This window comes from Ureibacillus sp. FSL K6-2830 (assembly GCF_038004145.1).
In the GTDB taxonomy this organism is placed as follows: domain Bacteria; phylum Bacillota; class Bacilli; order Bacillales_A; family Planococcaceae; genus Ureibacillus; species Ureibacillus thermosphaericus.
On record NZ_JBBOQR010000001.1, the window covers coordinates 322,259 to 348,175 of the forward strand.

General features: G+C 34.9%; 23 protein-coding genes. 8 read left to right on the forward strand and 15 right to left on the reverse strand.

Annotated features, from left to right (window positions below; genetic code table 11):
* Nucleotides 1-11: 11 nt before the first annotated feature.
* The 5 genes from NSU17_RS01600 to NSU17_RS01620 form a co-directional block, all read right to left on the reverse strand.
* The gene (locus tag NSU17_RS01600; RefSeq protein ID WP_340435658.1) at nucleotides 12-530 is read right to left on the reverse strand and encodes a YbaK/EbsC family protein; all 519 of its coding nucleotides are present in this window, start codon (nucleotides 528-530) and stop codon (nucleotides 12-14) included.
* A gap of 97 nt (nucleotides 531-627) precedes the next feature.
* Nucleotides 628-1,302 carry a phosphopantothenoylcysteine decarboxylase domain-containing protein gene (locus NSU17_RS01605; protein ID WP_340704111.1) on the reverse strand — a complete coding sequence of 225 codons (675 nt, stop codon included), beginning with the start codon at nucleotides 1,300-1,302 and terminating at the stop codon, nucleotides 628-630.
* Between the two features lie 326 nt (nucleotides 1,303-1,628).
* A complete protein-coding gene (locus NSU17_RS01610) occupies nucleotides 1,629-1,820 on the reverse strand; it encodes a zinc-finger domain-containing protein (protein WP_016837023.1) in 192 nt (63 codons plus the stop codon).
* A 332-nt stretch (nucleotides 1,821-2,152) separates the two neighbouring features.
* The gene (locus tag NSU17_RS01615; protein WP_340704112.1) at nucleotides 2,153-3,757 is read right to left on the reverse strand and encodes a DUF4179 domain-containing protein; all 1,605 of its coding nucleotides are present in this window, start codon (nucleotides 3,755-3,757) and stop codon (nucleotides 2,153-2,155) included.
* On the reverse strand, nucleotides 3,738-4,292 hold the full coding sequence (locus NSU17_RS01620) for an RNA polymerase sigma factor (protein WP_340704113.1): 555 nt from the start codon (nucleotides 4,290-4,292) through the stop codon (nucleotides 3,738-3,740). The genes NSU17_RS01615 and NSU17_RS01620 overlap by 20 nt, the downstream gene beginning before the upstream one ends.
* Nucleotides 4,293-4,481: 189 nt before the next feature.
* On the opposite strand from NSU17_RS01620, the gene NSU17_RS01625 reads away from it, so the two are divergent.
* Complete coding sequence (locus NSU17_RS01625; protein WP_340704114.1) at nucleotides 4,482-4,871, forward strand: ribonuclease HI family protein; 390 nt, start codon at nucleotides 4,482-4,484, stop codon at nucleotides 4,869-4,871.
* A gap of 199 nt (nucleotides 4,872-5,070) precedes the next feature.
* Here the strand turns inward: NSU17_RS01625 and coaW are convergent, their stop codons facing one another.
* Both coaW and NSU17_RS01635 read right to left on the reverse strand, forming a co-directional pair.
* A complete protein-coding gene (coaW, locus tag NSU17_RS01630) occupies nucleotides 5,071-5,916 on the reverse strand; it encodes a type II pantothenate kinase (RefSeq protein WP_340704115.1) in 846 nt (281 codons plus the stop codon).
* 137 nt (nucleotides 5,917-6,053) lie between these two features.
* Nucleotides 6,054-7,109, reverse strand: coding sequence for a 3'-5' exonuclease (locus NSU17_RS01635; RefSeq protein ID WP_340704116.1), 1,056 nt, complete (start codon nucleotides 7,107-7,109; stop codon nucleotides 6,054-6,056).
* A gap of 225 nt (nucleotides 7,110-7,334) precedes the next feature.
* Between NSU17_RS01635 and NSU17_RS01640 the strand changes: the two genes are divergently transcribed.
* A complete protein-coding gene (locus NSU17_RS01640; protein ID WP_340704117.1) occupies nucleotides 7,335-8,162 on the forward strand; it encodes a phytoene/squalene synthase family protein in 828 nt (275 codons plus the stop codon).
* A gap of 110 nt (nucleotides 8,163-8,272) precedes the next feature.
* Here the strand turns inward: NSU17_RS01640 and NSU17_RS01645 are convergent, their stop codons facing one another.
* From NSU17_RS01645 to NSU17_RS01655, 3 genes are all read right to left on the reverse strand, one after another.
* The gene (locus NSU17_RS01645; RefSeq protein ID WP_016837016.1) at nucleotides 8,273-8,485 is read right to left on the reverse strand and encodes a hypothetical protein; all 213 of its coding nucleotides are present in this window, start codon (nucleotides 8,483-8,485) and stop codon (nucleotides 8,273-8,275) included.
* A 169-nt stretch (nucleotides 8,486-8,654) separates the two neighbouring features.
* Entirely contained in the window at nucleotides 8,655-9,971 is a 1,317-nt protein-coding gene (locus NSU17_RS01650) for a D-serine ammonia-lyase (RefSeq protein WP_445684066.1), read from the reverse strand.
* Nucleotides 9,964-10,428, reverse strand: a complete 465-nt coding sequence (locus tag NSU17_RS01655) for a YaiI/YqxD family protein (protein WP_096552472.1) — start codon at nucleotides 10,426-10,428, stop codon at nucleotides 9,964-9,966. The genes NSU17_RS01650 and NSU17_RS01655 overlap by 8 nt, the downstream gene beginning before the upstream one ends.
* A gap of 167 nt (nucleotides 10,429-10,595) precedes the next feature.
* On the opposite strand from NSU17_RS01655, the gene gdhA reads away from it, so the two are divergent.
* Together gdhA and NSU17_RS01665 are read left to right on the forward strand one after the other, a co-directional pair.
* Nucleotides 10,596-11,969, forward strand: coding sequence for an NADP-specific glutamate dehydrogenase (gene gdhA / locus NSU17_RS01660; protein ID WP_168411786.1), 1,374 nt, complete (start codon nucleotides 10,596-10,598; stop codon nucleotides 11,967-11,969).
* Nucleotides 11,970-12,133: 164 nt separating this feature from the next.
* Nucleotides 12,134-12,781: a Yip1 family protein gene (locus NSU17_RS01665; RefSeq protein ID WP_340704118.1), complete on the forward strand. Its 648-nt coding sequence runs from the start codon at nucleotides 12,134-12,136 to the stop codon at nucleotides 12,779-12,781.
* 149 nt (nucleotides 12,782-12,930) lie between these two features.
* Here NSU17_RS01665 and NSU17_RS01670 read toward each other — a convergent pair whose 3' ends face one another.
* The 3 genes from NSU17_RS01670 to NSU17_RS01680 all read right to left on the reverse strand — a co-directional run bounded on the left by NSU17_RS01670 (nucleotide 12,931) and on the right by NSU17_RS01680 (nucleotide 19,557).
* On the reverse strand, nucleotides 12,931-14,130 hold the full coding sequence (locus NSU17_RS01670; protein WP_340704119.1) for an NAD(P)-dependent malic enzyme: 1,200 nt from the start codon (nucleotides 14,128-14,130) through the stop codon (nucleotides 12,931-12,933).
* 608 nt (nucleotides 14,131-14,738) lie between these two features.
* Complete coding sequence (locus NSU17_RS01675; protein WP_340704120.1) at nucleotides 14,739-15,659, reverse strand: copper amine oxidase N-terminal domain-containing protein; 921 nt, start codon at nucleotides 15,657-15,659, stop codon at nucleotides 14,739-14,741.
* A gap of 277 nt (nucleotides 15,660-15,936) precedes the next feature.
* Complete coding sequence (locus tag NSU17_RS01680; RefSeq protein WP_340704121.1) at nucleotides 15,937-19,557, reverse strand: dynamin family protein; 3,621 nt, start codon at nucleotides 19,555-19,557, stop codon at nucleotides 15,937-15,939.
* A gap of 401 nt (nucleotides 19,558-19,958) precedes the next feature.
* Here NSU17_RS01680 and NSU17_RS01685 point away from each other — a divergent pair, with 401 nt between their 5' ends.
* The 4 genes from NSU17_RS01685 to NSU17_RS01700 all read left to right on the forward strand — a co-directional run bounded on the left by NSU17_RS01685 (nucleotide 19,959) and on the right by NSU17_RS01700 (nucleotide 22,976).
* Nucleotides 19,959-20,417 (forward strand): chemotaxis protein CheX, encoded by a 459-nt coding sequence (locus tag NSU17_RS01685; RefSeq protein WP_096552470.1) that lies wholly within the window; start codon nucleotides 19,959-19,961, stop codon nucleotides 20,415-20,417.
* A gap of 232 nt (nucleotides 20,418-20,649) precedes the next feature.
* Nucleotides 20,650-20,778, forward strand: coding sequence for a hypothetical protein (locus tag NSU17_RS01690; RefSeq protein ID WP_016837008.1), 129 nt, complete (start codon nucleotides 20,650-20,652; stop codon nucleotides 20,776-20,778).
* A 22-nt stretch (nucleotides 20,779-20,800) separates the two neighbouring features.
* Complete coding sequence (locus NSU17_RS01695) at nucleotides 20,801-21,295, forward strand: cytochrome c oxidase subunit II (RefSeq protein WP_016837007.1); 495 nt, start codon at nucleotides 20,801-20,803, stop codon at nucleotides 21,293-21,295.
* Between the two features lie 49 nt (nucleotides 21,296-21,344).
* On the forward strand, nucleotides 21,345-22,976 hold the full coding sequence (locus tag NSU17_RS01700; protein WP_026018956.1) for a b(o/a)3-type cytochrome-c oxidase subunit 1: 1,632 nt from the start codon (nucleotides 21,345-21,347) through the stop codon (nucleotides 22,974-22,976).
* 109 nt (nucleotides 22,977-23,085) lie between these two features.
* On the opposite strand, the gene fabG is transcribed toward NSU17_RS01700, so the two are convergent.
* Together fabG and NSU17_RS01710 are read right to left on the reverse strand one after the other, a co-directional pair.
* Entirely contained in the window at nucleotides 23,086-23,826 is a 741-nt protein-coding gene (fabG, locus tag NSU17_RS01705) for a 3-oxoacyl-ACP reductase FabG (RefSeq protein ID WP_096550850.1), read from the reverse strand.
* A 176-nt stretch (nucleotides 23,827-24,002) separates the two neighbouring features.
* The gene (locus tag NSU17_RS01710; protein WP_340704122.1) at nucleotides 24,003-25,904 is read right to left on the reverse strand and encodes an ATP-dependent DNA helicase; all 1,902 of its coding nucleotides are present in this window, start codon (nucleotides 25,902-25,904) and stop codon (nucleotides 24,003-24,005) included.
* Nucleotides 25,905-25,917: the final 13 nt, after the last annotated feature.

Consider the following 25,917-nt stretch of genomic DNA (forward strand, 5'->3'; position numbering starts at 1 on the left):
TTTCTCACCTACTATAATTCATTTGTTGCTGCAAATTCACTAATGTCCGTTAATGTTTCATTCCAATCTTTTCCGACATCCACCCACTCTTTCGCATTTGAAAATTCAAACAATTCATCGCAAGTTAATTCGATTGCAGAATTGATGCTGCCGCAAGCTGGAAACACTGTTGTAAAACGTTTTAACGAAACATCTAAATAAACATCTAAATCATGAGCTAATCCAAAAGGACATACTCCCCCAATGACATGTCCCGTAAAATGTTCTACTTCTTCTGAACTTAACATTTTCGCCTTAACGCCAAATGTAGATTTAAATTTTTTATTATCAATTTTTGCATCACCAGCTGCTACAACAAGAAAAGCATTTCCTTCTTTATCTTTAAATGATAATGTTTTGGCGATGCGTGCAGGAATGACGTTTAATGCGATGGCTGCTTGTTCAACTGTTGCACTGCTTTGTTCATATTCTAAAATATCTTGGTCACGGTTAAATTTTTTTAAATGTTCTTTTACACTTTGTAAAGACATTTTCCCATCCTCCAATCCCGATAAAACAAATTCGAATTATTACCTATTATATACAAGAAAAGACTAGTGAAACTAGCCTTTCGTTTTAATTTCAATTTTATACTTTTTCGCACAGTATTTCCAATAAAGTTCTTGCCGTTTGTTCTTTGCCTTGAACATCAATGACATCTCCAGTTTGAGAAATAATATAATGCTGAACATCGCCATACAATGATTGAGAACTATTTGCCACCATAATGTTAGCATTCGATTCTTCCATTCGCAATTTTGCACGTTGAATTAAATAGTCTACATCTTCCGTTGCTTCAAGTTTAAACCCGACAAGAAGGGTTTTTGGATCCCAACCTTTAATTTTCCCTAAGATTTTTGGCGCTTTTTTAAAATGAATAATCGGTGGTTCATCCGAAGACATTTTTCCATTTTCCGTGATTAAATTACCGTTTTGGTCGTAAACTTTGTCTACAACCCAGTCAGAACCAGCCGCTGCCATAATCACAATATCAATTTTTTCACTTTGCAAAATATGTTTTATTTTATTTCCTAAATCTTCAATTCCTTCAAAACCTACTAATCGCATGGATTCTTTATGTTTCGGAAGCTTCGCAAAGTATCCGTGTAAATAAACTACTTCTGCCCCCATAGAAAAAGCTGTTTCAGCTAAAAAACAGCCCATAGTGCCTTTTGAAAGATTCGTATGTCCGCGAACCCGATCCCATTTTTCAAGGGTTCCTCCGCTTGTAATGAGCACTTTTTTTCCTTCTAATGTCTTCACAGCTATCACCTATCATTTTTATCTTTCGTTATAGATTAAGTTTACTGAACTTTAACTCCATTTTCATTAATAAATTCTAATTTTTAAAAACGAGTCGTTATGTAAAAAGTTTCTGTTTCGGAAAATACAAAAAAGCAGCCCTTATTAAGGGAGCTGCTCAACCTATGGTAACCAACCGTGTATATATTAATCCTCAGAAGATATATCAATTCATGTGTAAAGACATATGATTTGATAGATATATCGAGAGTATTAATATTTCATTGATAATATTATCATTATTTTATCAAAAATTCAATACAAAAAGGTACCAAAGTTCTATTGCATCATTTTTCCTGCATCTTTAATAATTCGTTACCCAAAAATTGCAATTGCTCGCCAACAGAGCACTGTTCAATGCAAAACCGGTGTGCTCCTGCTTTTCCTCTTATTTGTCTTAAATCCCTTTTGATGGGACAATCTATGCAATAAGTATCAATTAATTCATCTATATCTTTAATCACTGCACTTTTATCCACAAATCACAATCCCCCTTTATTAGTTTTTATATTTTACTATCGTCATTTTTTATTTGTCAAAGCGCATTGCTTCCAGTTGAAACAAGCTTATTATGTTGTAAAACAATTGAGAATATGTCTATTGCGACATTTTCTGAGCTTGTCCTTTTGGAACAAGAGTTGATATACCTTTTGCTCGACAATTTTTTATAATCAAGTCTTTACGATAGTCTATGATAAAGGGGATAAACACCGTTTGTGCAGTAATTCTTCAACTTAATTAAAAAGCAGCAGTTCCAAAGGTGAACTACTGCTTAACGAACCATTGATTTCCTCTACGTTAAATGATTCATTCAATTTTTAAATAATGGAATTCGTATTTCGTTTTTCAACGGAATGACTTCCGTTTCAGCAATGATATGGAGTGTCATTTCTTCAGGAATCTCTTCTAACTCAGAAGAAACCAATTCAAATGTTCGTTTGAATCGACCTTGCTGATCCGTTTCATCTAAAGTTGATCCTCCATGGTGAATCGTATATTTATTTCCTTTTTCATCTTCTAGTGCCCATTTTTCTATGTTAGGAGCTTTTTGCAAAGCAAATCCTGATAATTGTATTTCAACACTTTTTTGACGTTGTATTGGCATCCATGATTTCTGTAATGAATAATCTGTTTTTTCTTGCACAGAATCAATAGTTAATTCATATCCGTTATATTCAAAGGTTTTAGGTAATTCTTTTGGATTAAATGTAATTGAGAATTCACTAATTTTTGGTCGATAAATTGTATCTACAACGAAATATAATTCTTCTTCAGCATTTTTATTTGGAACGAATGAATCAATTTGTTTGTAAGGACCAAGTTCACTAGGCTCTCCATCCCATTGTCCCATGCCGCTTAACATATTTTCGGAAACAGGATGGCCCCGTTCTTTTGAGAAATAAATATTTTCATAACCTAGCACTACCCCTTTTCCGTTTTCAATTCGATAGCCAATAGAAGGGAAATATAGGAATTGGACAATTTCATTATTAAATTGTAGCTCTTTTTGTTTTAATTGCTGTTTTAATCTTTCTTTTACTTCCTCGGTATATTCTAATTGATAATAGATGTCTGTTGTAGAAGTAGCGTAATTGACTTTATCCAGATGAATTTTAACTCCTTCAACTTCGTAAGATTCATTCAACGCTACAACTTTTTGCTGTTCATAAGCGGAAGTCAAATCAATTGGTATATCGATTTGCCATTGTCCATCTTTCCCTGCAAGATGATGGATGTCCAATCGAACGGTTCCTTTTGTAAAGTTATCGATATTTACTAACGATATTTCATAAATCCCATAGTCATCATGAAGTCCCCAACTCATTGAATTAAGTTCCACTTCATTTTGATGTTCATCTAATACTTTGATTGAATATAAATCGGCATCTCCAATAAATGGATTTAATACTTTACCTTGTTGATTGGTTACCCGATAGGAAAAAGCAATTCGCGACGTATCGGCTATCAAGTCCTCAATGTGCAGCGTTATATCTGCATCTGTTGCTGAAAGATTAACAGGTGTTGCGATGTCAGTATCAATTGCCATTCGCAATCCTTCATCCACCGTTTCACTGTAGAAGATTCCACCTACAAGTTTTGCAACACTCGGACTCACCGACATGAACACTCCCCCTGCAAGAAGTGCGCTTGCTGCCGTACCCAGCACCCATTTTAACGGTCGATTTTTTTTGCGTTTATGCGGTTCCAGCTGATCGACAATCTTTTCGGCAAAATCATCTGGCAATATTGGAGATTTTAGTGTTTGTTCTAATAGTTCATTTTCTTTTAATAGCAGTTCTAATTGCTGCTCACAATAAGGGCAAGACTGTATATGACGTTCCATAAGATCTTTTTCATTGTCTTCTAAAATGCCTTCAATATAATCGAATAACTTATCATCTTTCGGACACACCATATAAATACCCACCTTCTTTTGCATTTTTTCGTAATTTTTTCTTAGCTCGGTACAATTTATTGCGTACCTCTATTATCGAAATCTCTAAGGTTTCACTAATTTCTGCGTAACTCAATTCGTTGGCATAACGTAAAAGTAAAATGTTTCGTTCATCTTCCGGCAATAATGAAACCATTTTCTCCAGTTCTCTACTCTCTTCATTTTGTAATAAGACTACTTCTGGTGTATCGTTGCTTCGTATAATCGTATTTTCAATTTGTTCCGTTTGAATTCTTTTTTTCCGAAGCTGATCGATACAGTAATTAATGGCAATGCGATAGAGCCAACTTTTAAATGGACCTTTCGGATTGTATTTTGGTAATTGTTCATACACTTTAAAAAATACTTCTTGGAGCAAATCTTCTGCCGTTTGAGGATTTTTTGTCATCCGTAAAATCGTTGCATACAAAGGATTTTTATAACGATTAATAATGTGTATGTAAGCTCTTTTATCTCCTGCTAAAATTTGTCGAACGTATCGGATTTCCTCATCCATGTTATTCCTCCTTTCTTTCTTCACTTAGTAAAACGAGATTCATCATGAAAAAATCTCACTTTATTTAAAAAATTTTTATTTTCGTGGCCACCTAGATTCATTACTGAAAACCATTAACAGATTAGAATGTTTTTACACGCTTTTGATATATTGCGGTATAATATAGTAAAAAAAGTTCTTGGGGGCAATATGTTAGAAGTTTATATTGATGGTGCTAGTAGCGGAAATCCCGGTCCAAGCGGAATCGGTTTATTTATAAAGGGAGAAGGACATTCCATACAAATTGGAGAATTTATAGGCGAATCAAACAATCATGTTGCGGAATTTATCGCTTTAATTCGAGGTCTAGAAGAAGCAAAAAAATTAGGAACGTCATTCGTATCCGTTCGTTCCGATTCGAAAATTGTCGTGAGTTCAATGGAAAAGAAATATGTAAAAAACGAACAATTTAAACCCTATTTAGAAGAAGCTTTAAAACTTGCTGATAAGTTTGATTTGTTTTTTATAAAATGGATTCCAGAACAACAAAATAAAGCAGCTGATCTGTTAGCGCGACAAGCTATTCGTAAAGGGATGTAATTTTCGCCATAATTAAAAAAGTGTGATGCCTGAAAAGTCACTTTTCTGTTTTACACCTTTGCGTCTCGCTAACGCTTTCGTCGGAGATAAATGCGACGAGACGGGGCATTGATTGTGACCACTACAGGAGTAAAGAAAAAACAATCATTATGTATTTGAGCCTGACCAAAAGTTTTGCATTTTTTGGTCAGGCTCTTTTTTATAATTGTGCAATATTTCTTTGTTCTACTTTATTTAAAAGAGCACCTATCGCTCCTGAAAATCCACAATCTTTTAAAAAGATTGGCTTGTGTTTTTTCAAAATCGTATAATTTGCAATAACTTCTTTCAGATGATCATTATTCGTCAATGTCGATCCGATATATATAATCGTTTCAGAATTTTTTGTATCTGCATATTGGATGCTTAAAGTTGTAATGACTTCACCAACTAACGCTTGAATGGTTGCTAATAAATCAGGAACAGGATAATCGTTATGATTTAATATGTTGACTTTTCCAAAATTACTCGCCGTCAAATGGCCTTCTATCGGAGGATTCATCCCTTCAAAAATATCTTTTACAAATAAATCAATGAATTCCCTTTTACCTTGCTTTGCAATTTTCGTGATTTCATTAAAATCCGAAAGCCCAGTCATAATCGTTGATAACCCTGTTAAAGTACCTCCGCCAATTCCAGTTCCACCAACACGCACATGTTTGTCATTTTCCATATAATGTATACTTGTGCCTGTTCCAACATTCGTTATGATACTTTTTTGAATTTCATGGCCTTCTTTTTTTAATAAGTATTTTACCCCTTTGATTGTTGCATCAAATTCTACAACATAATCGATTGATTTTTTTGTTTTTAATTTTGCCAATAGCTGTTCTGTTCGACCACCTGTAATCCCAATTTCTTCAATGTTTGGATTTGCTTCAATCCATTCCTTCACTAGTGTTAAATCTTTGGAAGGAAAGACCTTAAATTGGAATTCATTTTGATCATCCAAGTAAGCAACTTTTGTTAAAGTGCCTCCTGCATCGATTCCTATTGTATTGCGCATAAGCTTTCTCCTTTATAGATTCCCTCTATACACTTTAACTGTATAAGCATATGATTGCAATTGCAATTTTTTCTAATTTTAACACTATTCAAAAAAACGGTTACTATATTAAAATTATATTAATTTTTGTTAAAAAATTAAACTTTTACTACTTCATTAGAGAATAAATTTCTTTTTTCAAATTCATCAATGATTTTGTGTTTATATCGAAATAATAATTTAGAAATTGTTTTTTCATATGTATCGATGGATTGGCCATTCATTGTAAAACGGCTTAGCAGTCCCTCATCCATTAGCAAGTGTTGCAGTGTCATCACTTCAGTTTTTGGTAAAACACAATGGTGTAAACGGTAAATGCGAGAAATTTGTTTTAAACCAGAGCGAGTAATCAGAACTTTATTCTGTACATCCTCTCTCACGGTATGTAAAAATTGAGCTAATTCCTCATTCGGAAGAATTTCATTATATTCAAATTTAACAATCGAACCGTCTTCTTGAACAATTTCCTTTTCTGTTATAATGCATGATAACGATTTATGTATGGAATTAATCGAGTGAATACGAATATGGGAAGGAAAAACTTCTCCAGTTACATAGGTTAAGTATACATCAACTTCATTTTCTTCATGATGATTTTCACTTAACATGAGGGCGAATTGATTCGTTTTTTGCTTTTCAATCATTTCATGGCCGCCTGAAGCTTTAAATATTTTAAAAAGGGTATTTGCATCTTGCAAAGCACGATGTTGTTCAGCAACCACTTCAAATTTTTCCATTAATTCACTTAAACTTGGTTGAACTTTTAATTGATTTTCAATCATATATTTTTGCTGAAAATCCACGATGGGATATATAAAATGCCGTTGGATTCGATTTCGGAAAAGCTCTTCTTCCAAAACTTTTCGATCAAACTCACCAAAGGTAACGAAAATTGTATCTCCTTGGCTCCATTCCATAAAGCGTTTAATGACTTGTTTAAAGGAAGGAGCATATAATAAATCTTCCGTTTGAATTCCCGTTAACTTTTGGATGCGGCTATTCAGCTTTTTAAATTTATATGGTTGAATTAATTCAGAAAAAAATTCAACTTCATCATTTGGCAACCATTTCACTGCCCCTATTTCAATGATGTGCTGTTTTCCGCGCACAATGGCTGCCTCAATATCTAAAAAAATATATGTTTCCTTTCGCACGAATGAATTCACCTTTTTTCTATCAAACTATCACATTTCATTGTAACGAAGATAGTCAATAATGACACGTAAAATAGTAAAAAAAACTTGCCAAAGTTTGTTAAACATAAATTGTAATTAATATTTTCCTTTTGTCTATAATAATTTCAGAAGTTTTATTTTTCATTTTAGAAAAATTATTGTAGGATAAATAGAAAGGTTAATGATCGGAGGAAATTTGGTCTTATGAATCAGAAAGCGCTTGAAAAAGATGCTATGAGAGTATTAAAAGAAACGAGTCGCACTTTTTATATACCGATTACATTTTTAAAAAAAGATTTGAAAAAGGCTGTTGCCAATGCCTATTTAATTATGCGTGCATTGGATGAAATCGAAGATAATGAACATCCAGAAGTAACGAATGAAATCAAATATTTCTTATTAATGGAAGTAAGCGAACTATTAAAAGAAGAAAACTTTAATAACGACAAATATTTACAACTGTTAGAACCTTTTAAACAATACATGCCTGAAGTAACGATACGTTTAAATGATTGGATTTTACTGTTACCTGAAGGAACGAAAAAAATTGTCTGCGATGCTGCAAGTGAAATGGCATTCGGTATGGCGAAATGGGCAAAAGCAAATTGGCAAGTTCGCACGAAGGAAGATTTAGATGAGTATACATACTATGTAGCCGGACTTGTTGGTGTCATGCTTTCCGATTTATGGGAATGGGATAGTGCAGTAAAAACGGATCGGGAATTAGCCATTGGATACGGCAGAGGTTTGCAAGCGGTCAATATTTTAAGAAACCAACAGGAAGATTTTGAAACACGAGGCGTCAGCTTTATCCCTGAAGGTTGGACAAAAGAAGATTTGTTCCATTATACAGAGGAAAATTTAGAAAAAGCTTATCAATATATGGATGCAATCCAAAAACGTTCTATTTTAATGTTCTGTCGCTTACCCCTTGCTCTCGCTCATAAAACATTAAATGCTTTAAAAGAAGGCAAGGAGAAAATGAGCCGCAGCGAAGTGGAAGAAACCGTAAAAGAATTGATGGTGGATTAACAAAGATAAAGCTTGTCCGAAAAGTAAGGTATTGAAACCCTCTCTCTTTTCGGACAAGCTTTCAATATTTTTATGCAATTGTTTCTAAACGGGGGAAAAAGCGATATTGTTTAATTATCCATGTCACAATAGAATGAAAAAGTCATATTAGCGTTTTCGGAGTAAACTGGTAATCCACCTTTTTCATAAAATTGATTAATTGTATCTACAGCAATTCGATGTTTTAAATTAACGTTTATTATAAGTAAAATTGCTGTGATAATCATAATAATTGAAATTACAATAATCGTTGGCTCAATAATTTTTGATCTTGTATTATCCACTTCCACCCTCCTTTCTTCAATTACTCGCAGCACCTACATTAGTAGCTTCAATTATTACCTTCGAATCTATTTTTAAATCATCTTCAATTCTTTTGCCAATGACTCAGTTAACAATTCAACATTTAAATCGCTAGATTAGTTGATTCAACCATTATAATTAGTGTACTTATTATCGATTCAAATAGACTTCCCTTTGTTCTTGCGGCACCATATTGCCACCTGTCGCCCATAAAATATGAGTTGCTTGATGTAATCGATTCGTTAATTCATATTTTTCTATATACGCATTTCCTTCCTTCAATAATTGTATCGGCCCGTATACGCTTGCATGGCTGGAAGGTTCCATAAATATCCCTTCATGTTGCATCATTTTTTTTAAACTCTCAAATAAAAATTCATCATCTACCGTGTAACATCCGCTCAGAATCGGCTCCATCAACTTCCCAACAAACTTGGAAGCTCGACCAACTGCTAATCCGTCCGCTTCTGTTCGATTCGTCAATCCAATATCATTGACAGCAATTTTATCATGCAATCCTGTCATCATTCCTAAAAGCATGCAAGGAGACTGAGTCGGCTCACCAAAGAAAATGTGGACATGTTCTTTATATAGGGCTTTTAAACCATATGCAACGCCTCCCGGTCCACCACCAACTCCACATGGTAAATATACAAACAATGGATGTTCTTCATCCACTTGAATATTTAATTCTTCCAGCTGATTCTTCAATCGTAGGGCACTCACTGCATAACCACTAAATAAATCGATGGAATTTTCATCATCCACAAAGTGGCACATTGGATCATGTTCTGCTTGTTTTCTTCCTTCCTCCACCGCTAAGCTATAATCCGACTCATATTCAATCACTTTGACACCTTTTTCACGAAGTAAATCTTTTTTCCACTTTTTCGCATCCATGGACATGTGTACTGTCACTTGAAACCCTAGTTTCGCTGCCATTATGCCAATACTAAGACCTAAATTTCCAGTAGATCCCACTGCAATTTTATATTGACTGAAACATTGGCGAAACGCTTCACTCTTAAACTTTTCATAATCATCCGTATCTTTAATGAAACCATTCTCGATGGCGCATTGTTCTGCGAATTTTAACACTTCATATATTCCGCCTCGCGCTTTAATGGAACCGGAAACTGCTAACTCATGGTCACATTTTAATAACAGTTTACCTAACAGCGGCTTTTCAGCATTCTTCTCGATAAATGGTTTCATTTTTGGTATTTCAATTAAATCCGATTCAATGATTCCTTGTAATTTTTTCGTTTCCGGAAACACTGCTTGAATATATCGGCTAAACCGTTGCAATCGTTTTTCTGCGTTGATGACTTCCTGAAATGAAAAGGAATGATTTTCTGGTAATTCATCTGTTTTATTCGGATTTAACCATAGTACAGTGTTCTGTTTCTTCATATTCTCTAAAATATCTTGTTCCATTTCCGAAAGTTTGTGTAGAAAATTAAGCATTATCATTCTCCTTTTTTAATAACATTGCTCGTTCACAAATTTGTCGAAATTTTATTTCAAAGTCCAAATTATTTTTCTCTGTTCGTTTTTTTGGACCTTTCGTTTTTCCACCAGCACGGCGAAATTTTGCATTTTCATGCCTAAAAAATAACATTTGATCAATATTTTCATCTGTAAATTCTTTTCCATTTTGATTTAAAACAAAGGCACCTTTTGCCAAACACATGGCAGCTAAACCATAGTCTTGTGTAACAACAATATCAAATTTTGAAACCGCATTCACTATTGCAAAATCAACAGAATCTCGCCCCTCGGCAACTTGAATTGTTATCGCATCCTCCCTTTCTATGAGATGAGAAGTATCGCAAAATAAGAATGGTTTTATCTCGTATTGAGATGAAACAAATACAGCAATATCAACGACTGGACAGGCATCTGCATCTATAAACACGGATATTATACCCTTCAACTCCCTACCTAATTTTTGGTATTTTTTATTATATAAATATAATTTATTTTCCCTTATTTTTACATTTTATTTTCCCTAACTCAAAAATTAATGATTGAATTGTTTGAAAAATCATAATAACATTTTCTCATAAGATTTTGAGGAGGGAAACAAACATGACAACAACAGATGTAAAAAAACAATCAAAAGCAAAAGAATATATTGATTCTGTATATAATCAACTTAAAAATAAATATGGATATCAAACGGAATTTTTGCAGGCTGTAGAAGAAGTATTTTCTACATTAGTACCTGTTTTTGAGCAACATCCTGAATATATTGAACATAATATTCTTTCTCGAATTGTAGAACCGGATCGTATCATTACTTTCCGTGTAACTTGGCAGGATGATCAAAATCGAGTTCACGTAAATCGTGGTTACCGTGTACAGTTTAATAATGTTATCGGACCATACAAAGGCGGTTTACGTTTCCACCCAACAGTAAATGAATCCATTATGAAATTTTTAGCTTTCGAACAAATCTTTAAAAACGCACTAACTGGACTGCCAATTGGCGGTGCAAAAGGCGGTTCTGATTTTGACCCTAAAGGAAAATCAGATGCAGAAATTATGCGTTTCTGCCAAGCATTTATGACTGAATTATACCGTCATATCGGTCCAGATGTCGATGTTCCTGCTGGAGATATCGGTGTTGGTGCACGCGAAGTTGGTTATCTATGGGGTCAATATAAACGCATTAAAGCGATGCATGAAGCAGGCGTTCTTACTGGTAAACAGCCAGGTTACGGAGGTTCACTTGTTCGTAAAGAAGCTACAGGATACGGTTTAGTATACTTTGTAGAAGAAATGCTACGCGATAAAAAAGAATCATTCTTAGATAAAACTGTTGTTGTTTCCGGATCAGGTAATGTTGCTATTTATGCCATCGAAAAAGCCCAACATTTCGGTGCAAAAGTTGTTGCATGCTCCGATTCAAATGGTTATATTTACGATTCTGAGGGCATTGATTTAAACATTGTAAAAGAAATTAAAGAAGTTCAAGGTGAACGAATTAAAAAGTATGTTGAATATCGTCCAAATGCAACATATACGGAAGGTTGCACAGGTATTTGGACAATTCCATGTGATATCGCACTTCCATGTGCAACACAAAACGAAATTGACGGAGAATCTGCTCGTACTTTAATTAGTAACGGCGTAAAAGTTGTTGCGGAAGGCGCAAATATGCCTTCAACTCCTGAAGCGATCAATGAGTTTTTAGAAAATGGTGTCTTATACGGACCTGGTAAAGCAGCAAATGCCGGCGGTGTAGCAACTTCTGCATTAGAAATGGCACAAAACTCAAGCCGCACTTACTGGTCATTTAATGAAGTCGATGAAAAACTACATGACATTATGAAAAACATCTATAGAACAAGTAAAGAGTGCTCTGAAAAATATGGATATCCTGGAAATTTAATGCTTGGTGCAAACATTGCCGGATTTATCAAAGTTGCGAACGGAATGATTGCTGAAGGGGTTTATTAATCGTCTATTATTGGGAGAAATGATTTCAAATGGGGTTCAATATAGAAAATAAAGCCAATTGAAATGTGCTATTTTGCATATTTCAATTGGCTATCTTTTTTCCTATTGAAGTTCGTTAATCAAATATGTTTTACTAAAAAAAGAAAATATTGGGAGGTTTTTAGATGAACGAGTTCGAAACACCGCAACAAGAAAAGATTAATCCTTTTTTCACGATATGGTTGCATCCTAAAAAAACAACTCGCTATGTAATACAAGAGAAAAGTTGGCTTTATGTCATTATTCTCTTATCGATTGGTTATATTGGAAGTTTGTTTACAGGATATATGGATATAGGTATTTATCCAAACTTTCCTCTTTGGGCAATGATTCTAATTACCATTATTCTTTCGCCTATTGTGGGACTAATTAGCAACGCTTTTTCAGCTCTTTGTACTTGGCTCATTGGGAAAATGTTTTCAGGAAAAGGAACTTATGCACAATTATTCAAAGCTTCTTCCCTAAGTGTATGGCCGTTTATTGTGTTAATTCCCATTTACTTGCTTTGGATGTTGATTGATCCGAATAGTTTAATGAATATGAGCGAAGATTTTGGTGCATTTGCAATCATTGGAATATTGTTCACATTCATTGCAACCATATGGTCAATTGTCATTACGATTGCAGCAATTGCAGAAGCTCATCAGTTTTCTAATTGGAAGGCCTTTTTCACACTATTGATATTTGCTATAATCATAGCAATTATTTTTATTCTAATCGGCGTTATCATTGGCATCATCATTGTCTTACTGGGACTTAGCTATTATATGTAATCAACGATATGGCTTGGTATTAGATAAAAACCAGTCAGCCCCTACTTTCTACCACCAAGCCATATTTTTTATCTTTTCAAATTGTAAAAGAGATTTTCATTTTTTAATCTTTCAGTTTACCATACAAGAATTGATAACGAACATTCACACTAAATTACTTTTGCTTGTTGATTACTATATAGCCTTGATACGCCCGTTTCAATTGCCGCGTTTGCCACTGCTTTTGCAACAGCAGGAACAACTCTTTCATCCAATGGTTTTGGAATCACATAATCTTCTCTTAACTCATTTTCATCAACAAGAGACGCAATGGCATTTACAGCGGCAATTTTCATTTCTTCGTTAATTTCTGTCGCAAATACATCCAATGCCCCTCTAAAGATTCCTGGAAACGCTAATACGTTATTTACTTGATTTGGATAGTCGGAGCGACCAGTACCGATGATTCTTACTCCCCAACGCTCAGCGTTTTCATAAGTGATTTCAGGATTTGGATTAGCCAATGCAAAAACAATTGGATCCCGATTCATGGAATCAATATGTTCCTTCGTTAAAATATTTGCGATGGAAACTCCAATAAAGATATCCGTCCCTACCATTGCATCGTCCAATGTTCCTGTCAACTTTTCAGGGTTAGTAATTTTCGCAATTTCTTCTTTTACAGCATTCATTCCTGAACGCCCTTCATAAAGGATACCCTTTGAATCACAAACAACAATGTTTTTATATCCAATGCTTGCTAACAGCTTTAATGTAGCAATACCAGCCGCTCCCGCTCCATTAATTACAATTTTCACTTCTTCTTTTCGTTTTCCAACAAGCTTTAATGCATTTTCTAATCCCGCTGCAACAACGATGGCTGTACCGTGTTGATCATCATGGAAAATTGGAATATTGCATTCCGCTTTTAATCGTTCTTCAATTTCAAAACAACGAGGCGCTGCAATATCTTCTAAATTAATAGCGCCAAATGTAGGTGAAATCGCCTTTACTGTTCTAACTATTTCATCCACATCTTTTGTGTTCAATGTAATTGGCACTGCATCAACATTTGCAAATCGTTTTAATAACAACGCCTTTCCTTCCATAACAGGAAGAGCTGCTTCCGGTCCAATATCCCCTAAGCCTAACACCGCAGTTCCATCAGATACAACCGCTACTAAATTCCCTTTCATTGTATAGTTATAGACGCGCATCGGGCTTTTTTCTATTTCTTGGCAAGGTGCCGCAACACCTGGTGAATAAGCCAAACTTAAATCATAGCTATCTTTAAGAGGTACTTTTGATACAATTTCCATTTTCCCCTTAAATTCTTTATGCATTTCTAAAGACTTTTTCATTAAATCCATACTTTATCATCCCCTAACCATTATTGTTTAATATTGTATTTTGTATAATATTACTTTACTTAATTAAAGTCAATAACATATTTTGTCGAAACCTCAAAACACATTGAAAATACCGAGTTTTTAAAGCGCTTTCATGATTTTTTTGACCAACTTTTCTTAATTTTTTGATTAAATTTTTATTATATTAATATAATTTATAATGCATTTTTCACAATTCAAACGTTGATACTATCAGCATTTATTTGTGAAAATGAAAACAGACTATTTTGCTTAGTTAAATATGATATTTTTCACATACTTCAATTTAGAAAAAAATGACGTTGTCACATATTTTTCACAATTTTTCATCTTAATAATTAAAAAAACAGCCTGACCAAAAAGTTTGCCCTTTTTGGTCAGGCTCAAATTTCTAAATTATAATTCTTTTTCTGCTGCAATCACATCAATTGCGCCGCCTCGTCTCAATTTTTCTAAGACGATAGCTGACGTCAGCCGTAATCTATCTTAGCGACAACCCCAATTTACTTCGGTCACAGTAGCAAAAAGAGCGCCCTAAAATGACTATTCAGGCGCCCTTTTTATAACGGTTGGTATCCCAATTTAATTATTTAAAAATTCCCCACAAGTTCCTCAATGAATTCGTACGGCACGTATGTTTTACGAGGCTCTAACAATGCAGGTGCTTCTACAAACTGTTTCGTCGTTCCATTTGTAATGTAAGATTTCGTTCCTCTAGTAATCGTAAATGAAACTTCGCCTTTTGATACAATTGCTCCAACGCCAGTAGAGTCTACTCGGTAGCCCAGTTGCTCAGCAATTAATCGTAAAGGTACCATTTTAACATTGTTGACGATGTAGAAATCATTTTCAGCGATTTGATAAGCTTTTTCGATTTCTGATGGTTGTTCCGATTGCTCATTTCTCTCTAATACAATTACTTTAGAAGGTCCTGTTTGAGCAGGGTGGCTTTCTAACACAACTTCATAGAAAATTAATACTTCTTTATCAATAACATCTTCTTTTGATAGTTTTTCACCTGATAAATTCATAATATTTGACTTTTCATTCAAATGAATAATTAAATCTTTTGCGACATTTAAGTAGTTTTGATCAAATTGATCCAACTGTACTGTACCTGGATTATCCGTTTGAACAATGACTACATCAGGCGAATATTGAGGTGGATAAATCATTATCATTGGTTTAAGACTATCAACATAGGCTGTGATTTGCATCCCTTCCTTCAACTTTAACGCGTTTCCACTATTATCGAAAATGAAAGTGTCTTCATTGAAATAAAAGCCGAATGGATTTTCCTTTGAGTCTATAGTTGCAAAGAATGATCCATTTTCTTTTTCAGTAATACTACTAATTGTTCCGCTTACTTGAAAATATTTAAATTGGTGCTCTTCTTTAGCTTCAATAACCGAATTGTCATTTACTTCAAGTGCTTGTACATTTCCATCAGGAATCAGCGTGAAGCTACTTAGCACCGCTAATGCACAAAGAGCAGATAATTTCTTTTTCACATGCACCTCTCCTTTCATAATTCTGTTTTCGTTCAATTAGTCGAATAACGACGGAAAAGGTTACAAACTTCCACAAAAATTTCTACATACATACGTTTGCAAATAAAAAAGGTGCTAGAAAATGGAACTTTTCTAGACACCCTTACATTCTTTTACCTAATTGATTTGTTAAAACTCTCCGCGCCTGCTGTAGTCGAACAAATTTCCACAGTCCTTCGCCACAAATTATTTGTGTCGAGCCTCAAGGGGAGCCGTCTCAAATAGACACTCCGTCGCTTTATTTGACTTCTACTTTTTGCAATTCTTGATAGATATTTTTCCAAGTCGCCAATCGGCTTTCTTCTTGTAGCAATAAGCGTTCTGTTTGAATTTGATTCATCGCTTGGTGATAAATATGTTCGCGTAAACGTTCAGCTTCCTTCGCAATATACGTCCGCGCCCAATCCATCACTTGTTGTTTTTGTTCTTCTAAATATTTCTCAGCATCTGGTTTCGTTAATTCTTCTAACGCTAGTTTCAAATGTTCTTTTTCGTTCTTTTCAAAGAAAGATTTCGTATTTTTGAAATATGATTTTACGGATGCATATTTATTGAAATCATCAAACGGACCATCGAAATCCAATAATTCCGCATCTTCAAACTCATAAGCAATAAATGAGAAACTTTGGTTCATTTCCTTCAAAGAACGACTTTCTTCTTTGAAACGTTCTTTCATTTGTTTTTGAATGAATTGTGCGATGCGGAAATTCGTAACTCGAAGTTCTTGAGCAAAGTCAAATTTTAAAGAACTTAACGTTTCTTTTAACGCTTTACTTAAAGCTTCTTGTGGCGACAACGCTGCAAATGTCGATGGATTGTAACTTTCTCTAAAGAAGTCTGGATAACGGTAATAAACTCTTTGCAATACATAATATAATAGTTCATCGAGTTCTTGCTTCGTATCGCTTTCAATCATGCTTGTTCCTAACGAACGATAATGTTTCTCTACATAATCTTCTAGCTGTGCCAATTCCTCTAATCGTTCATCTTTTCGTTTTAAGTTTTCTTCAGTTTGAACAATTAAATCTGATAAACGTTGATGAGTTTTTTCAACTTCCTCATGTAATGCTTGAATCGCAATTGATGCCAAGTCTTCATTTAAGAAGCGATAAAACGCTTGTTCAAACTCTTGCATTCCAGATGCCAATTCCGCCTTCTCTTGCTTCTCACGCAACGCAAGTAAACTGGAGACGCCATACAATTTAGGGAAACGAATGCCGAAGCGCTGCAATTCATTGCGAACGTAAGCTTTCACATCTTCAGCTTCTTCTTGGTTTTTCGCTAAATCGATGGCATTAACGATAAAGAACATTTTGTCCAATTCAAAGGCATCTTTCACGCGACCTAACTGGATTAAAAATTCACGGTCTGCCTTTGCAAAAGCATGGTTGTAATACGTGACGAAAAGAATTGCATCGGCATTGCGAATATATTCGAATGCGACACCTGTATGACGAGCGTTGATTGAATCCGCTCCCGGTGTATCTACCAATGTCACACCCATACGAGTGAGTGGACAATCATAATAGAAATTAATATTATCCACAAAGCAAGATCGGTTCTCTTCCGCAACAAACCGTTCAAATTCTTCTCGGTTTACACGAAGAATCTCACCGAGTTGATTGCTGTAAGTAGGATAACCTTCTTTATATGCGCGAATAAAGGATTTATGAACATTTAAGCGCTCATCCTTCAGTTCGACTTTTAATGCTTCATCTGCACGATTGTATGCCTCATCTAACGATTGGACCGTCATTCCAATCGCTTCATATGCAAATTGAATATCCTCTAGTAGTTGTTCTTTCGTTTTGAGTTGAACATCTGCTGTTTCATGGTGATGCTGTTCATCTACAGGGCGTATTTTGTTAATGGCCGCTGTTGTTGGGTTTGGGGATACCGGTAATACTTTTTCGCCCATTAATGCGTTTGAGAAACTTGATTTCCCTGCACTAAATGCTCCGAATAAGGCAATCGTAAAATCTTTATGTTGTAGCCTTTCAACTTTTTTCAATAAGAAGTCGGCTACTTCTTCAAAGCCTTCCACTTGTCTTACAAGATTTGCTGTATGCAAAGCATTGTCAATTACTTCATCGCCTTGCATTGATACACCCATTTGTTGTGGTACCTCTTCTACCACCACTTCTTCTTGTTGCTCTTGTTTCAGCATAGATGGGTCAAACAATCGAACTTCATTTAACTCTTGTTCGAACTTGTTTTCCCACTGCTCTTTTTGTTTTTTCGCTTCATCTCTCGTATTTTTTGATGCATGAACGAGCTGTCTTTCTAAAAATTCTTTTCGTTCGCCTATTTCAGAGATGCTTTGAATTGCTTTTACTTTCTTTTCTAGATTATTCAATTTTTGCTGTACCGGAGCTTGTGATGTTTCACCGAGTTCTTTTAATAATGGAATTTGACTGTCTTTCCACGCATCCGTTTCACGAATAAAGTAGCGACGAGTTGCCTCTCTTACTCGATTAGCAAAGTTTAACACCGCATCCCCTGTAACAATAGCGTTTCTTTGAACACATTCTTCAATTAAAGTAAACGGCACATCAAAAGCGATGGCATCGATTTGACTAGCCCTTTCATCTGTTAATGCTCCAACATCTTTTAATGACTGTTTCATTAACGATTTCATATGACCGATGATTTGCGATTGTAAGATGGTTTGATACTGGTCATAGACATCCTTAATGCGTCGTTGGATTTCCTCTTGAGTTTTCTTTTTCGAAGTGAAAAAGCCGCCTACTTTAAATCCTTCTTGTTGACTCTCTAAATATAGACGCAGTTTTTCTCGGAAGTCAGCTGGTATGACTGCTGCATTTTCTAGCAAGTCATTTCGTTTTTCCTTGAAGCTTTCCTCCCAATTTTCAATGGAGAATAGTTCTGTTTGCAATTTTAATTTTTCATATTGCTCTAAAAGATCTTCACGGTTATCCCATTCATCGGTTGATAAAACTTCACTATTCTCTTCAAATCGTGCATTCTTTTCTTCCTCTAAAAACGCTAAATGTTCACTTTGCATCTTTTTCAATGTGTTTTCAGCCGTTTCTACTAGGCGATCTTGCCAGTGTTCCATTGAATCCATCACAATGTTTTTTACTTTTTCAAAATCATTGTGAGGATGGTTGAAATCTTTAAGAGATGTGAAAAAGATGCCCTTCGGCTCCACTCCCCAAGCTTTAAAGGAGTTATATACCGATTCTTTATATTCTTCAAATGAAAGTTCTTGTTCATTATGTTTGTCAATCTGGTTGACAATCAAATACACATTTGGATTATATTTCATTAATTGTTTTGTAAATTGGAAGTTTAATTCAGACTGCACATGGTTGTAATCCATTGTGTAAAAAACAATATCCGCAATATGTAATGCTGATTCCGTACTCATACGGTGAGCATCGTCTGTAGAATCGACTCCCGGAGTATCCATCACAGTGACACCGACAGGCAACTTTGAATCTTTATGCCCAATTTCGATTTGCGTAACGAGGTCGCCATTTTTACTTAATTCTTTTACCGTTTTTATATCATATCCAGCTTCAAATTTGACAGGCTTGTCGTCTTTCATATAACAAATAGCGAAATCTTCATCTGATTTATGGACTTTTACGATGTTTGCACTCGTCGGAATCGGGCTAGAAGCTAAAATATCTTCACCGGATAATGCATTAATCATACTAGATTTTCCAGCTGAAAAATGTCCGGCAAATCCAATGACATATTCTTTTTGTAATAGTTTTTTAGCAAATAAGTGGAGCTTTTCCATTCGCTCTGTATCTTCATTATTCTTAAATATTATGTATTGAATTGCGGATTGCTCTAACAATTGTGATATTTTTTCGTCAAAACTACTCATGGAATAAATACCCCTTTGCCTTCATTTTGTCACAATTATAATATTAACATGCTTTTCAAGTAAAATCGCTAGTAAATCAAAAAGATTACAAGAAAAATGAAGTTTTTATTGAGTATATTTAGAATGTGTGAAAATACAAAAAATTTGTGCCAATCGCTAAAAAAAGTTGATTGGCACTATTTCGTTACATTTTTAAAGATGTATGTACCGATCCAATAATATATGGCAATCGTCCCAGCAATGAATGCGTAAACCATTCGTTTTTACCCCTTTTTTCGATGAGAATTCTTATCAATTATTATAATAAAAATAAAATAATAATAAATATACAAAATTCTTCTTAATTTCGGTTTTTTTCTGCTAAAATAGGTAAATAAATACAAAAGGATGCGATAAGATTGATGTCTATGACTTCTAAACATGTACAGACGATTTTAAACGGTGCAATCTACACATTAAAACAAATCATCCCAATGAATATCAACATTCAGTCTCCCTCCTTTTTGACCGAGCCTTTTACCCATAAAGAAATTGGCGTTCTAGTCGGTTTGACTGGTGATATAAAAGGTAGAGTAATACTGGATAGCACTTCCGCTATTTTTTCTGCGATAGGAATGAAAATGTTCGGCATGAATTTAGAAGGCGAAATGTTGAAATCATTTACAGGGGAATTCGGTAATATGTTTGCTGGAAATTTAAGTATTCAGGCAAGTGAAAAACAACTATTTATTGACGTGACTCCACCGACAATACTCATCGGCAAGACAACTCTTCACGGTATCGATAACGCCATTAAATTACCAACTATCATCGAAGATATAGGTATGTTGACGGTTTTGCTTACAATCGATAATAAGTAAGTTATACATAGATTTTCATAAAAATTTATTAAAAAATATAGAACGATATTACGTTTTTTGCATAAAATGTCTCTTTTTTTGAGACATTTTATTTTTTTGCTTCCATCGACTTTCACAGGAAATTCACATTTCCAGTATTGAAGTGTGATTTTTATCACATCTTGGAAGTTTGATTTTTATTATGATGAACGTGAAGTACCATATTTGAGTTCATTTCATAGGAGGGAGAGACATGACAAATCACAAAAAGAATTCTTCGGAGGAAAATTTAACAGGTACTCTTTTAGCGACTTTTGGTATAGGTCTAATTATTATTATTTTTTGGATCGCTGCATTCGATTTATACATCGGTCGCTTCTAACACTTGAGCAGGAGGGAAAACAATGCACATACACAAGTATGAGAAATGGTGGTTAATATTTGGCACAGGTACACTCATCGTGTTCTTAATTGTTCTCGGTGTAAGCGCATTCCATGGAGGAACGCATCCAAATAACTCGAAATGGACGATAAACTACGAAAAAGTAGATGAAATCGCACCTTTCAATAACCCCGGAATACACAAAGTAGAAGGTAAAGACTGGGATTATGAAGTGGTACTTGTTGCACAAGCGTTTGCTTACACTCCAATGGAACTTGAAATACCTGTTGGTTCTAAAGTTCGTTTCATCGCAACGACAAAAGACGTTATTCACGGTTTTGAGGTTGCAGGAACAAACATAAATATGATGCTTGAACCTGGATATGTATCAGAAAAAATTACAACTGTGGATAAAGTTGGAGAATATACAATCGTATGTAACGAGTATTGTGGTACTGGTCACACATTAATGTACTCGACTTTAAAGGTGGTGGACCCTAATGACAACAGCAACTAAGGAAACAGTACAAAGCACTGTATCAACAAGTTTAAAAAAGCAACTTGAAATGGTTGATCGAAGAGATGGTAAATTAGCATTAGCATATATTTATATCGCATTTATAGCAGTATTATTAGGTGGTATAGCTGGATTACTTCAAGTATTAGTTCGTGCTGGTACACTTCAGCTCCCTAGTTTTCTTAATTACTATCAAGTGTTAACAGTACACGGTGTTTTACTCGGACTTGTATTAACAACTTTCTTCATTATGGGATTCCAAACAGCTGCTGTTAGTCGAACTTCTGGTACATTTACAAATAAACAACGAACAATTGGCTGGATTGGTTTCTGGATTGCTACAATTGGATTAGTTGCAGCAGCCGCAATGATTCTAACGAATGAAGCTTCTGTTCTTTACACATTCTATGCACCATTACAAGCCCACTGGGTATTCTACCTTGGTTTAGCATTAGTAATTGTTGGTTCTTGGTTTACAGGTTTAGCACAAATTATGCGTTTTGTTCAATGGAAGAAAGAACATAAAGGCCAAAGTACACCGCTATTATCCTTTATGGTTGTAGTGAACAACTTCTTATGGTATGTCGCTACATTAGGTGTAGCAATTGAAGTATTATTCCAATTAATCCCTTGGTCAATGGGATTAGTAGAACGTGTTGACGTACTACTTTCTAGAACATTGTTCTGGTATTTCGGTCACGCATTAGTTTATTTCTGGTTATTACCTGCATATATGATTTGGTACACAATCATTCCTAAAATCATCGGCGGTAAAGTTTTCTCAGATGCTTTAGCAAAATTAACATTCATGTTGTTCTTAATTCTTTCAGTACCAGTTGGTATTCACCACCAATACACTGAACCTGGTATTGATCCATTATGGAAGTTCATTCAAGCCGTATTAACATTCTTCGTCGTAGTTCCATCATTAATGACTGCCTTTTCTATGTTTGCAACATTTGAATTGCGAGGACGTGAACTTGGTGCGAAAGGCGTATTTGGATGGTTCAAAAAATTACCATGGAATGATTCAAGATTCTTACTACCATTCATTGGTATGGTTGCATTTATTCCTGGCGGTGCCGGTGGTATCGTTAACGCCTCTTACCAAATGAACGAACTGATTCACAATACAATTTGGGTAACAGGTCACTTCCACTTAACAGTAGCTAGTGCTGTTGCATTAACATTCTTTGGTACAGCATTCTGGTTAATACCGCACCTAAATGGTAGAACTTTAACAAAACGTGCTAATAGCATGGCAAACTGTGCAGGAATTTTATGGGCTATTGGTATGACGATTATGTCGAGTGCCATGCATATCGCAGGTTTATTAGGCGCACCACGTCGTTCTGATTACTCTACTTACGGTGGTTCAGAACAAGCGGCTGAATGGCTCTCTTATCAAATTGCTCAAGCGGTTGGTGGATCAATCCTATTCATCGCAATATTAGTAATCACTGGATTAGTAATTTACGTAGGTTTCTTTGCTCCTAAAGGTGAGGAGGATTTCCCAATTGCAGAAGTTGCACCAGGAGCTGCTAAAACTCCAGCTGCTATCGAAAACTTCAAACTTTGGGGCGTCATCATGATTGCAGTAATTATCTTCGCTTATACAATTCCAATCATCGATATTATCTCTAACTCGCCTCTTGGAGCTAAAGGCTTTAGATTATGGTAAGAAAAAAATGCAACACAATTCCCTCCCCACATTGACGGGGAGGGTTATTTATGCACATATTATGAATATTAAAATATGATGAACTTTTTTTCAATAAGTATTTTGAATTTTACATCATAATTCCACCATCTACATGTAAAATATGACCTGTGATGTAATTTGATTCATCCGAAGCTAAAAACAAGTAAGCGTTTGCAATATCGATTGGCTCCCCTAACCTTTTTAAACTTGTAATCGATTCCATATAATTTAATATTTTCTCTGGCATCTTATCAACCATTGCTGTTTTCGTAAATCCTGGAGCGACAGCGTTCACATTTATACCCTTTCTTCCAAGTTCCTTCGCCCACGTTTTTGTCATGCCCACTATTGCCGCTTTTGCAGCAGCATAATTTGTTTGCCCCACATTCCCATAAACACCGCTTACAGATGAAGTATTAATAATCTTTCCATGTCCTTGTTCAATCATCACTTTTGAAACCGCTTGCGTACAATTGAAAACTCCCTTTAAATTTACATTGATGACTTCATCAAATTGTTCTTCTGACATTTTTACAAGCATCGCGTCCCTTGTAATACCTGCATTATTGATTAAAATATCAATCTTGCCATAATGTTCCTTCACTTTTTCAACCATTTTTTCAACTTCTTCTTTTTTTGCAACATTTACTTGGTAAAATAAAACGTCATAACCTCGCTCAGTTAATTCTTTTTCAAATTGTTTTCCTTCTTCTGCTTGTATATCTGCGATGACTACTTTTGCTCCCTCTTCCAAAAACCTAATGGTAGCGGCCTTACCTATTCCATTTGCACTTCCTGTTATAATGGCAACTTTTCCTTTTAATCTCATATTTCTCTCCCTTTTTCGAATAGATTAATCCGTACATCTTTTACAATAACAGACATTCATCGACATAGACAGCATTGACACGACCACTTTCAACAATTTTTAAAAAATTATATTCTTAAAAATAAAAAAATATGCAAAAAATCTATATAGACTTTTTGCATATATCTGTTCGTTCATTATTGTGGTTTCACTGGCAATACTTCAACAAAACGTGATTGTATTGCATTATCTTCTTGATTTAATAAAATGTGAACGTCACCGTAATCTTTTGAAGTGCGGATGAGTCGACCAATTCCTTGTTGCAATCGCAGTAACATAAATGGTAAATCTACTTCTTCAAATGGTTTCTCAACAAATTTTCGTTTTGCATCAAAAAGCGGATCTTTTGGTGGAAATGGTAATTCATAAATAACAACTTGTGTCAATGCCTCTTCTGGCAAGTCCACACCTTCCCATAAATGATAGGAACATAGGGTTTTAATAGTGCCATTTTTGAAATCTTGAATAATGGATGTTAATTCTCGATCTCCTTCAAAACCAACTGTTAACCGTGACATTATTGGTAATTTGTTTTTAAAATTCAACATCGATTGTCTAGATTTAAACAGTACCAATGTTTTCTTATTTTGTTTTAGCAGCTCTTCTACTTTCTTCACTTTCTCATCTTCATTCAATTCATGTAAATATATTTTCATAACTTCATCATAATCAAAAGGAGAAGGTACGCTAAAATGCTGATACTTTTTCACACCCAAACTGGAAGCAATGTAAGAAAAATCTTTATTGACTGATAATGTTGCGGATGAAAAGATAATCGGTATATTGTTCGAGAATAACTTCTCTTCTAATACTTCTGTAATTAATCTCGGCATGATGACTAACGTTTCTTCGCCATCCGTATCTTCCAACCAATCGACTGCTTCGCTTTTTGAAATAAATATTTTTAAAGCAGCCTCATACTCTTCTAAAAATTCTTCAACAATATTCAATTCATATTCCGGAATAACGTACATTTCTGATTCAAAAACAAACTCTTCCAATAATTTTTCTACATCATCGATTAGTTGCTTACCTAATGCCAATAATTTTTCGGATTTCTGAATTGTTTTTCTGTCTTCATTGGATGGTACGATATCTTCCCGAAGTTGATCAAAAAATAATTCGTGGTCATCTTGCAATTTTTCCATCGCATATAACGTGCTTTCACGAATACCGTCTACCATTAATTGATCTAGCAATTTTACAATGGTATAATTTTGCACTTTATATGTCATCGCTTTTTGAGCCGCATATTCCAATAAATGCCCTTCATCTAATACAATCAACGAAACATCAGGTAAAAGTGTTAATTGCCCTTCTCTTTTACGAGATTCTTTTGTTGCTAAATGTTCCATTAAAAAATCTTGCGAGCAAATAATCAAATCAGTCGCTTTTCGATAATGCATACGATGCAGCGTCTGACCACAACGATTACGTTTCTCGCACGTACTACACTGCATAATGGAATTGTAATTCACCTTATTCCAATTTTCATCGCTAATTTGTGGATAATCGCTTCTTGCACCATAAAGGGGGATTTGTACAGCTGAACTTTCAGCAAACACTTCTTCTGGAATGTTGAAAGCAATCTCATCTATCCATTCATCATCTTCATACAATTCCGCTTCTTCAAAACGTTTTAAACACAAATATTGATCACGGGATTTCGCAAGCCTTACATCAATTTTCAATCCTAAATATTTCTCAATTTTTGCGATGTCCCCTTCATCTTTCACAAGCTGATCAATCAATGTTTCATCAGCACATGCAATTAAAGCGGGTTTCCCTTTGTAACGAGCGTAAGCAATTGCCGGCAATAAATAAGCGAGGGTTTTCCCTGTTCCAACACCCGCTTCCGCAAACAAAACGTTATTTTCTTTTAATGCTTTCTCTATTTGATAACTCATAAAAATTTGTTCATCCCGACATTCAAATCCTTTTTCGGGTAATACATCATAAAAAATGTCGCCAATCCAATCCCCTAAGGAATCAAAAAAACTTTTCTCTCTTGATAATTCAAAAGGTAATGATGGTCTCATTGTTCAAATCTCC

What these genes read in the sequence shown, in the direction of transcription:
- NSU17_RS01600 (WP_340435658.1), bottom strand. Translation starts at nt 530, where the DNA reads ATGTCTTTACAAAGTGTAAAAGAACATTTAAAAAAATTTAACCGTGAC.
- NSU17_RS01615 (WP_340704112.1), bottom strand. Translation starts at nt 3,757, where the DNA reads ATGGTGTGTCCGAAAGATGATAAGTTATTCGATTATATTGAAGGCATT.
- NSU17_RS01620 (WP_340704113.1), bottom strand. Translation starts at nt 4,292, where the DNA reads ATGGATGAGGAAATCCGATACGTTCGACAAATTTTAGCAGGAGATAAA.
- NSU17_RS01625 (WP_340704114.1), top strand. Translation starts at nt 4,482, where the DNA reads ATGTTAGAAGTTTATATTGATGGTGCTAGTAGCGGAAATCCCGGTCCA.
- coaW (WP_340704115.1), bottom strand. Translation starts at nt 5,916, where the DNA reads ATGCGCAATACAATAGGAATCGATGCAGGAGGCACTTTAACAAAAGTT.
- NSU17_RS01640 (WP_340704117.1), top strand. Translation starts at nt 7,335, where the DNA reads ATGAATCAGAAAGCGCTTGAAAAAGATGCTATGAGAGTATTAAAAGAA.
- NSU17_RS01650 (WP_445684066.1), bottom strand. Translation starts at nt 9,971, where the DNA reads ATGCTTAATTTTCTACACAAACTTTCGGAAATGGAACAAGATATTTTA.
- gdhA (WP_168411786.1), top strand. Translation starts at nt 10,596, where the DNA reads ATGACAACAACAGATGTAAAAAAACAATCAAAAGCAAAAGAATATATT.
- NSU17_RS01665 (WP_340704118.1), top strand. Translation starts at nt 12,134, where the DNA reads ATGAACGAGTTCGAAACACCGCAACAAGAAAAGATTAATCCTTTTTTC.
- NSU17_RS01670 (WP_340704119.1), bottom strand. Translation starts at nt 14,130, where the DNA reads ATGGATTTAATGAAAAAGTCTTTAGAAATGCATAAAGAATTTAAGGGG.
- NSU17_RS01680 (WP_340704121.1), bottom strand. Translation starts at nt 19,557, where the DNA reads ATGAGTAGTTTTGACGAAAAAATATCACAATTGTTAGAGCAATCCGCA.
- NSU17_RS01685 (WP_096552470.1), top strand. Translation starts at nt 19,959, where the DNA reads ATGTCTATGACTTCTAAACATGTACAGACGATTTTAAACGGTGCAATC.
- NSU17_RS01690 (WP_016837008.1), top strand. Translation starts at nt 20,650, where the DNA reads ATGACAAATCACAAAAAGAATTCTTCGGAGGAAAATTTAACAGGTACT.
- NSU17_RS01695 (WP_016837007.1), top strand. Translation starts at nt 20,801, where the DNA reads ATGCACATACACAAGTATGAGAAATGGTGGTTAATATTTGGCACAGGT.
- NSU17_RS01700 (WP_026018956.1), top strand. Translation starts at nt 21,345, where the DNA reads ATGGTTGATCGAAGAGATGGTAAATTAGCATTAGCATATATTTATATC.
- fabG (WP_096550850.1), bottom strand. Translation starts at nt 23,826, where the DNA reads ATGAGATTAAAAGGAAAAGTTGCCATTATAACAGGAAGTGCAAATGGA.
- NSU17_RS01710 (WP_340704122.1), bottom strand. Translation starts at nt 25,904, where the DNA reads ATGAGACCATCATTACCTTTTGAATTATCAAGAGAGAAAAGTTTTTTT.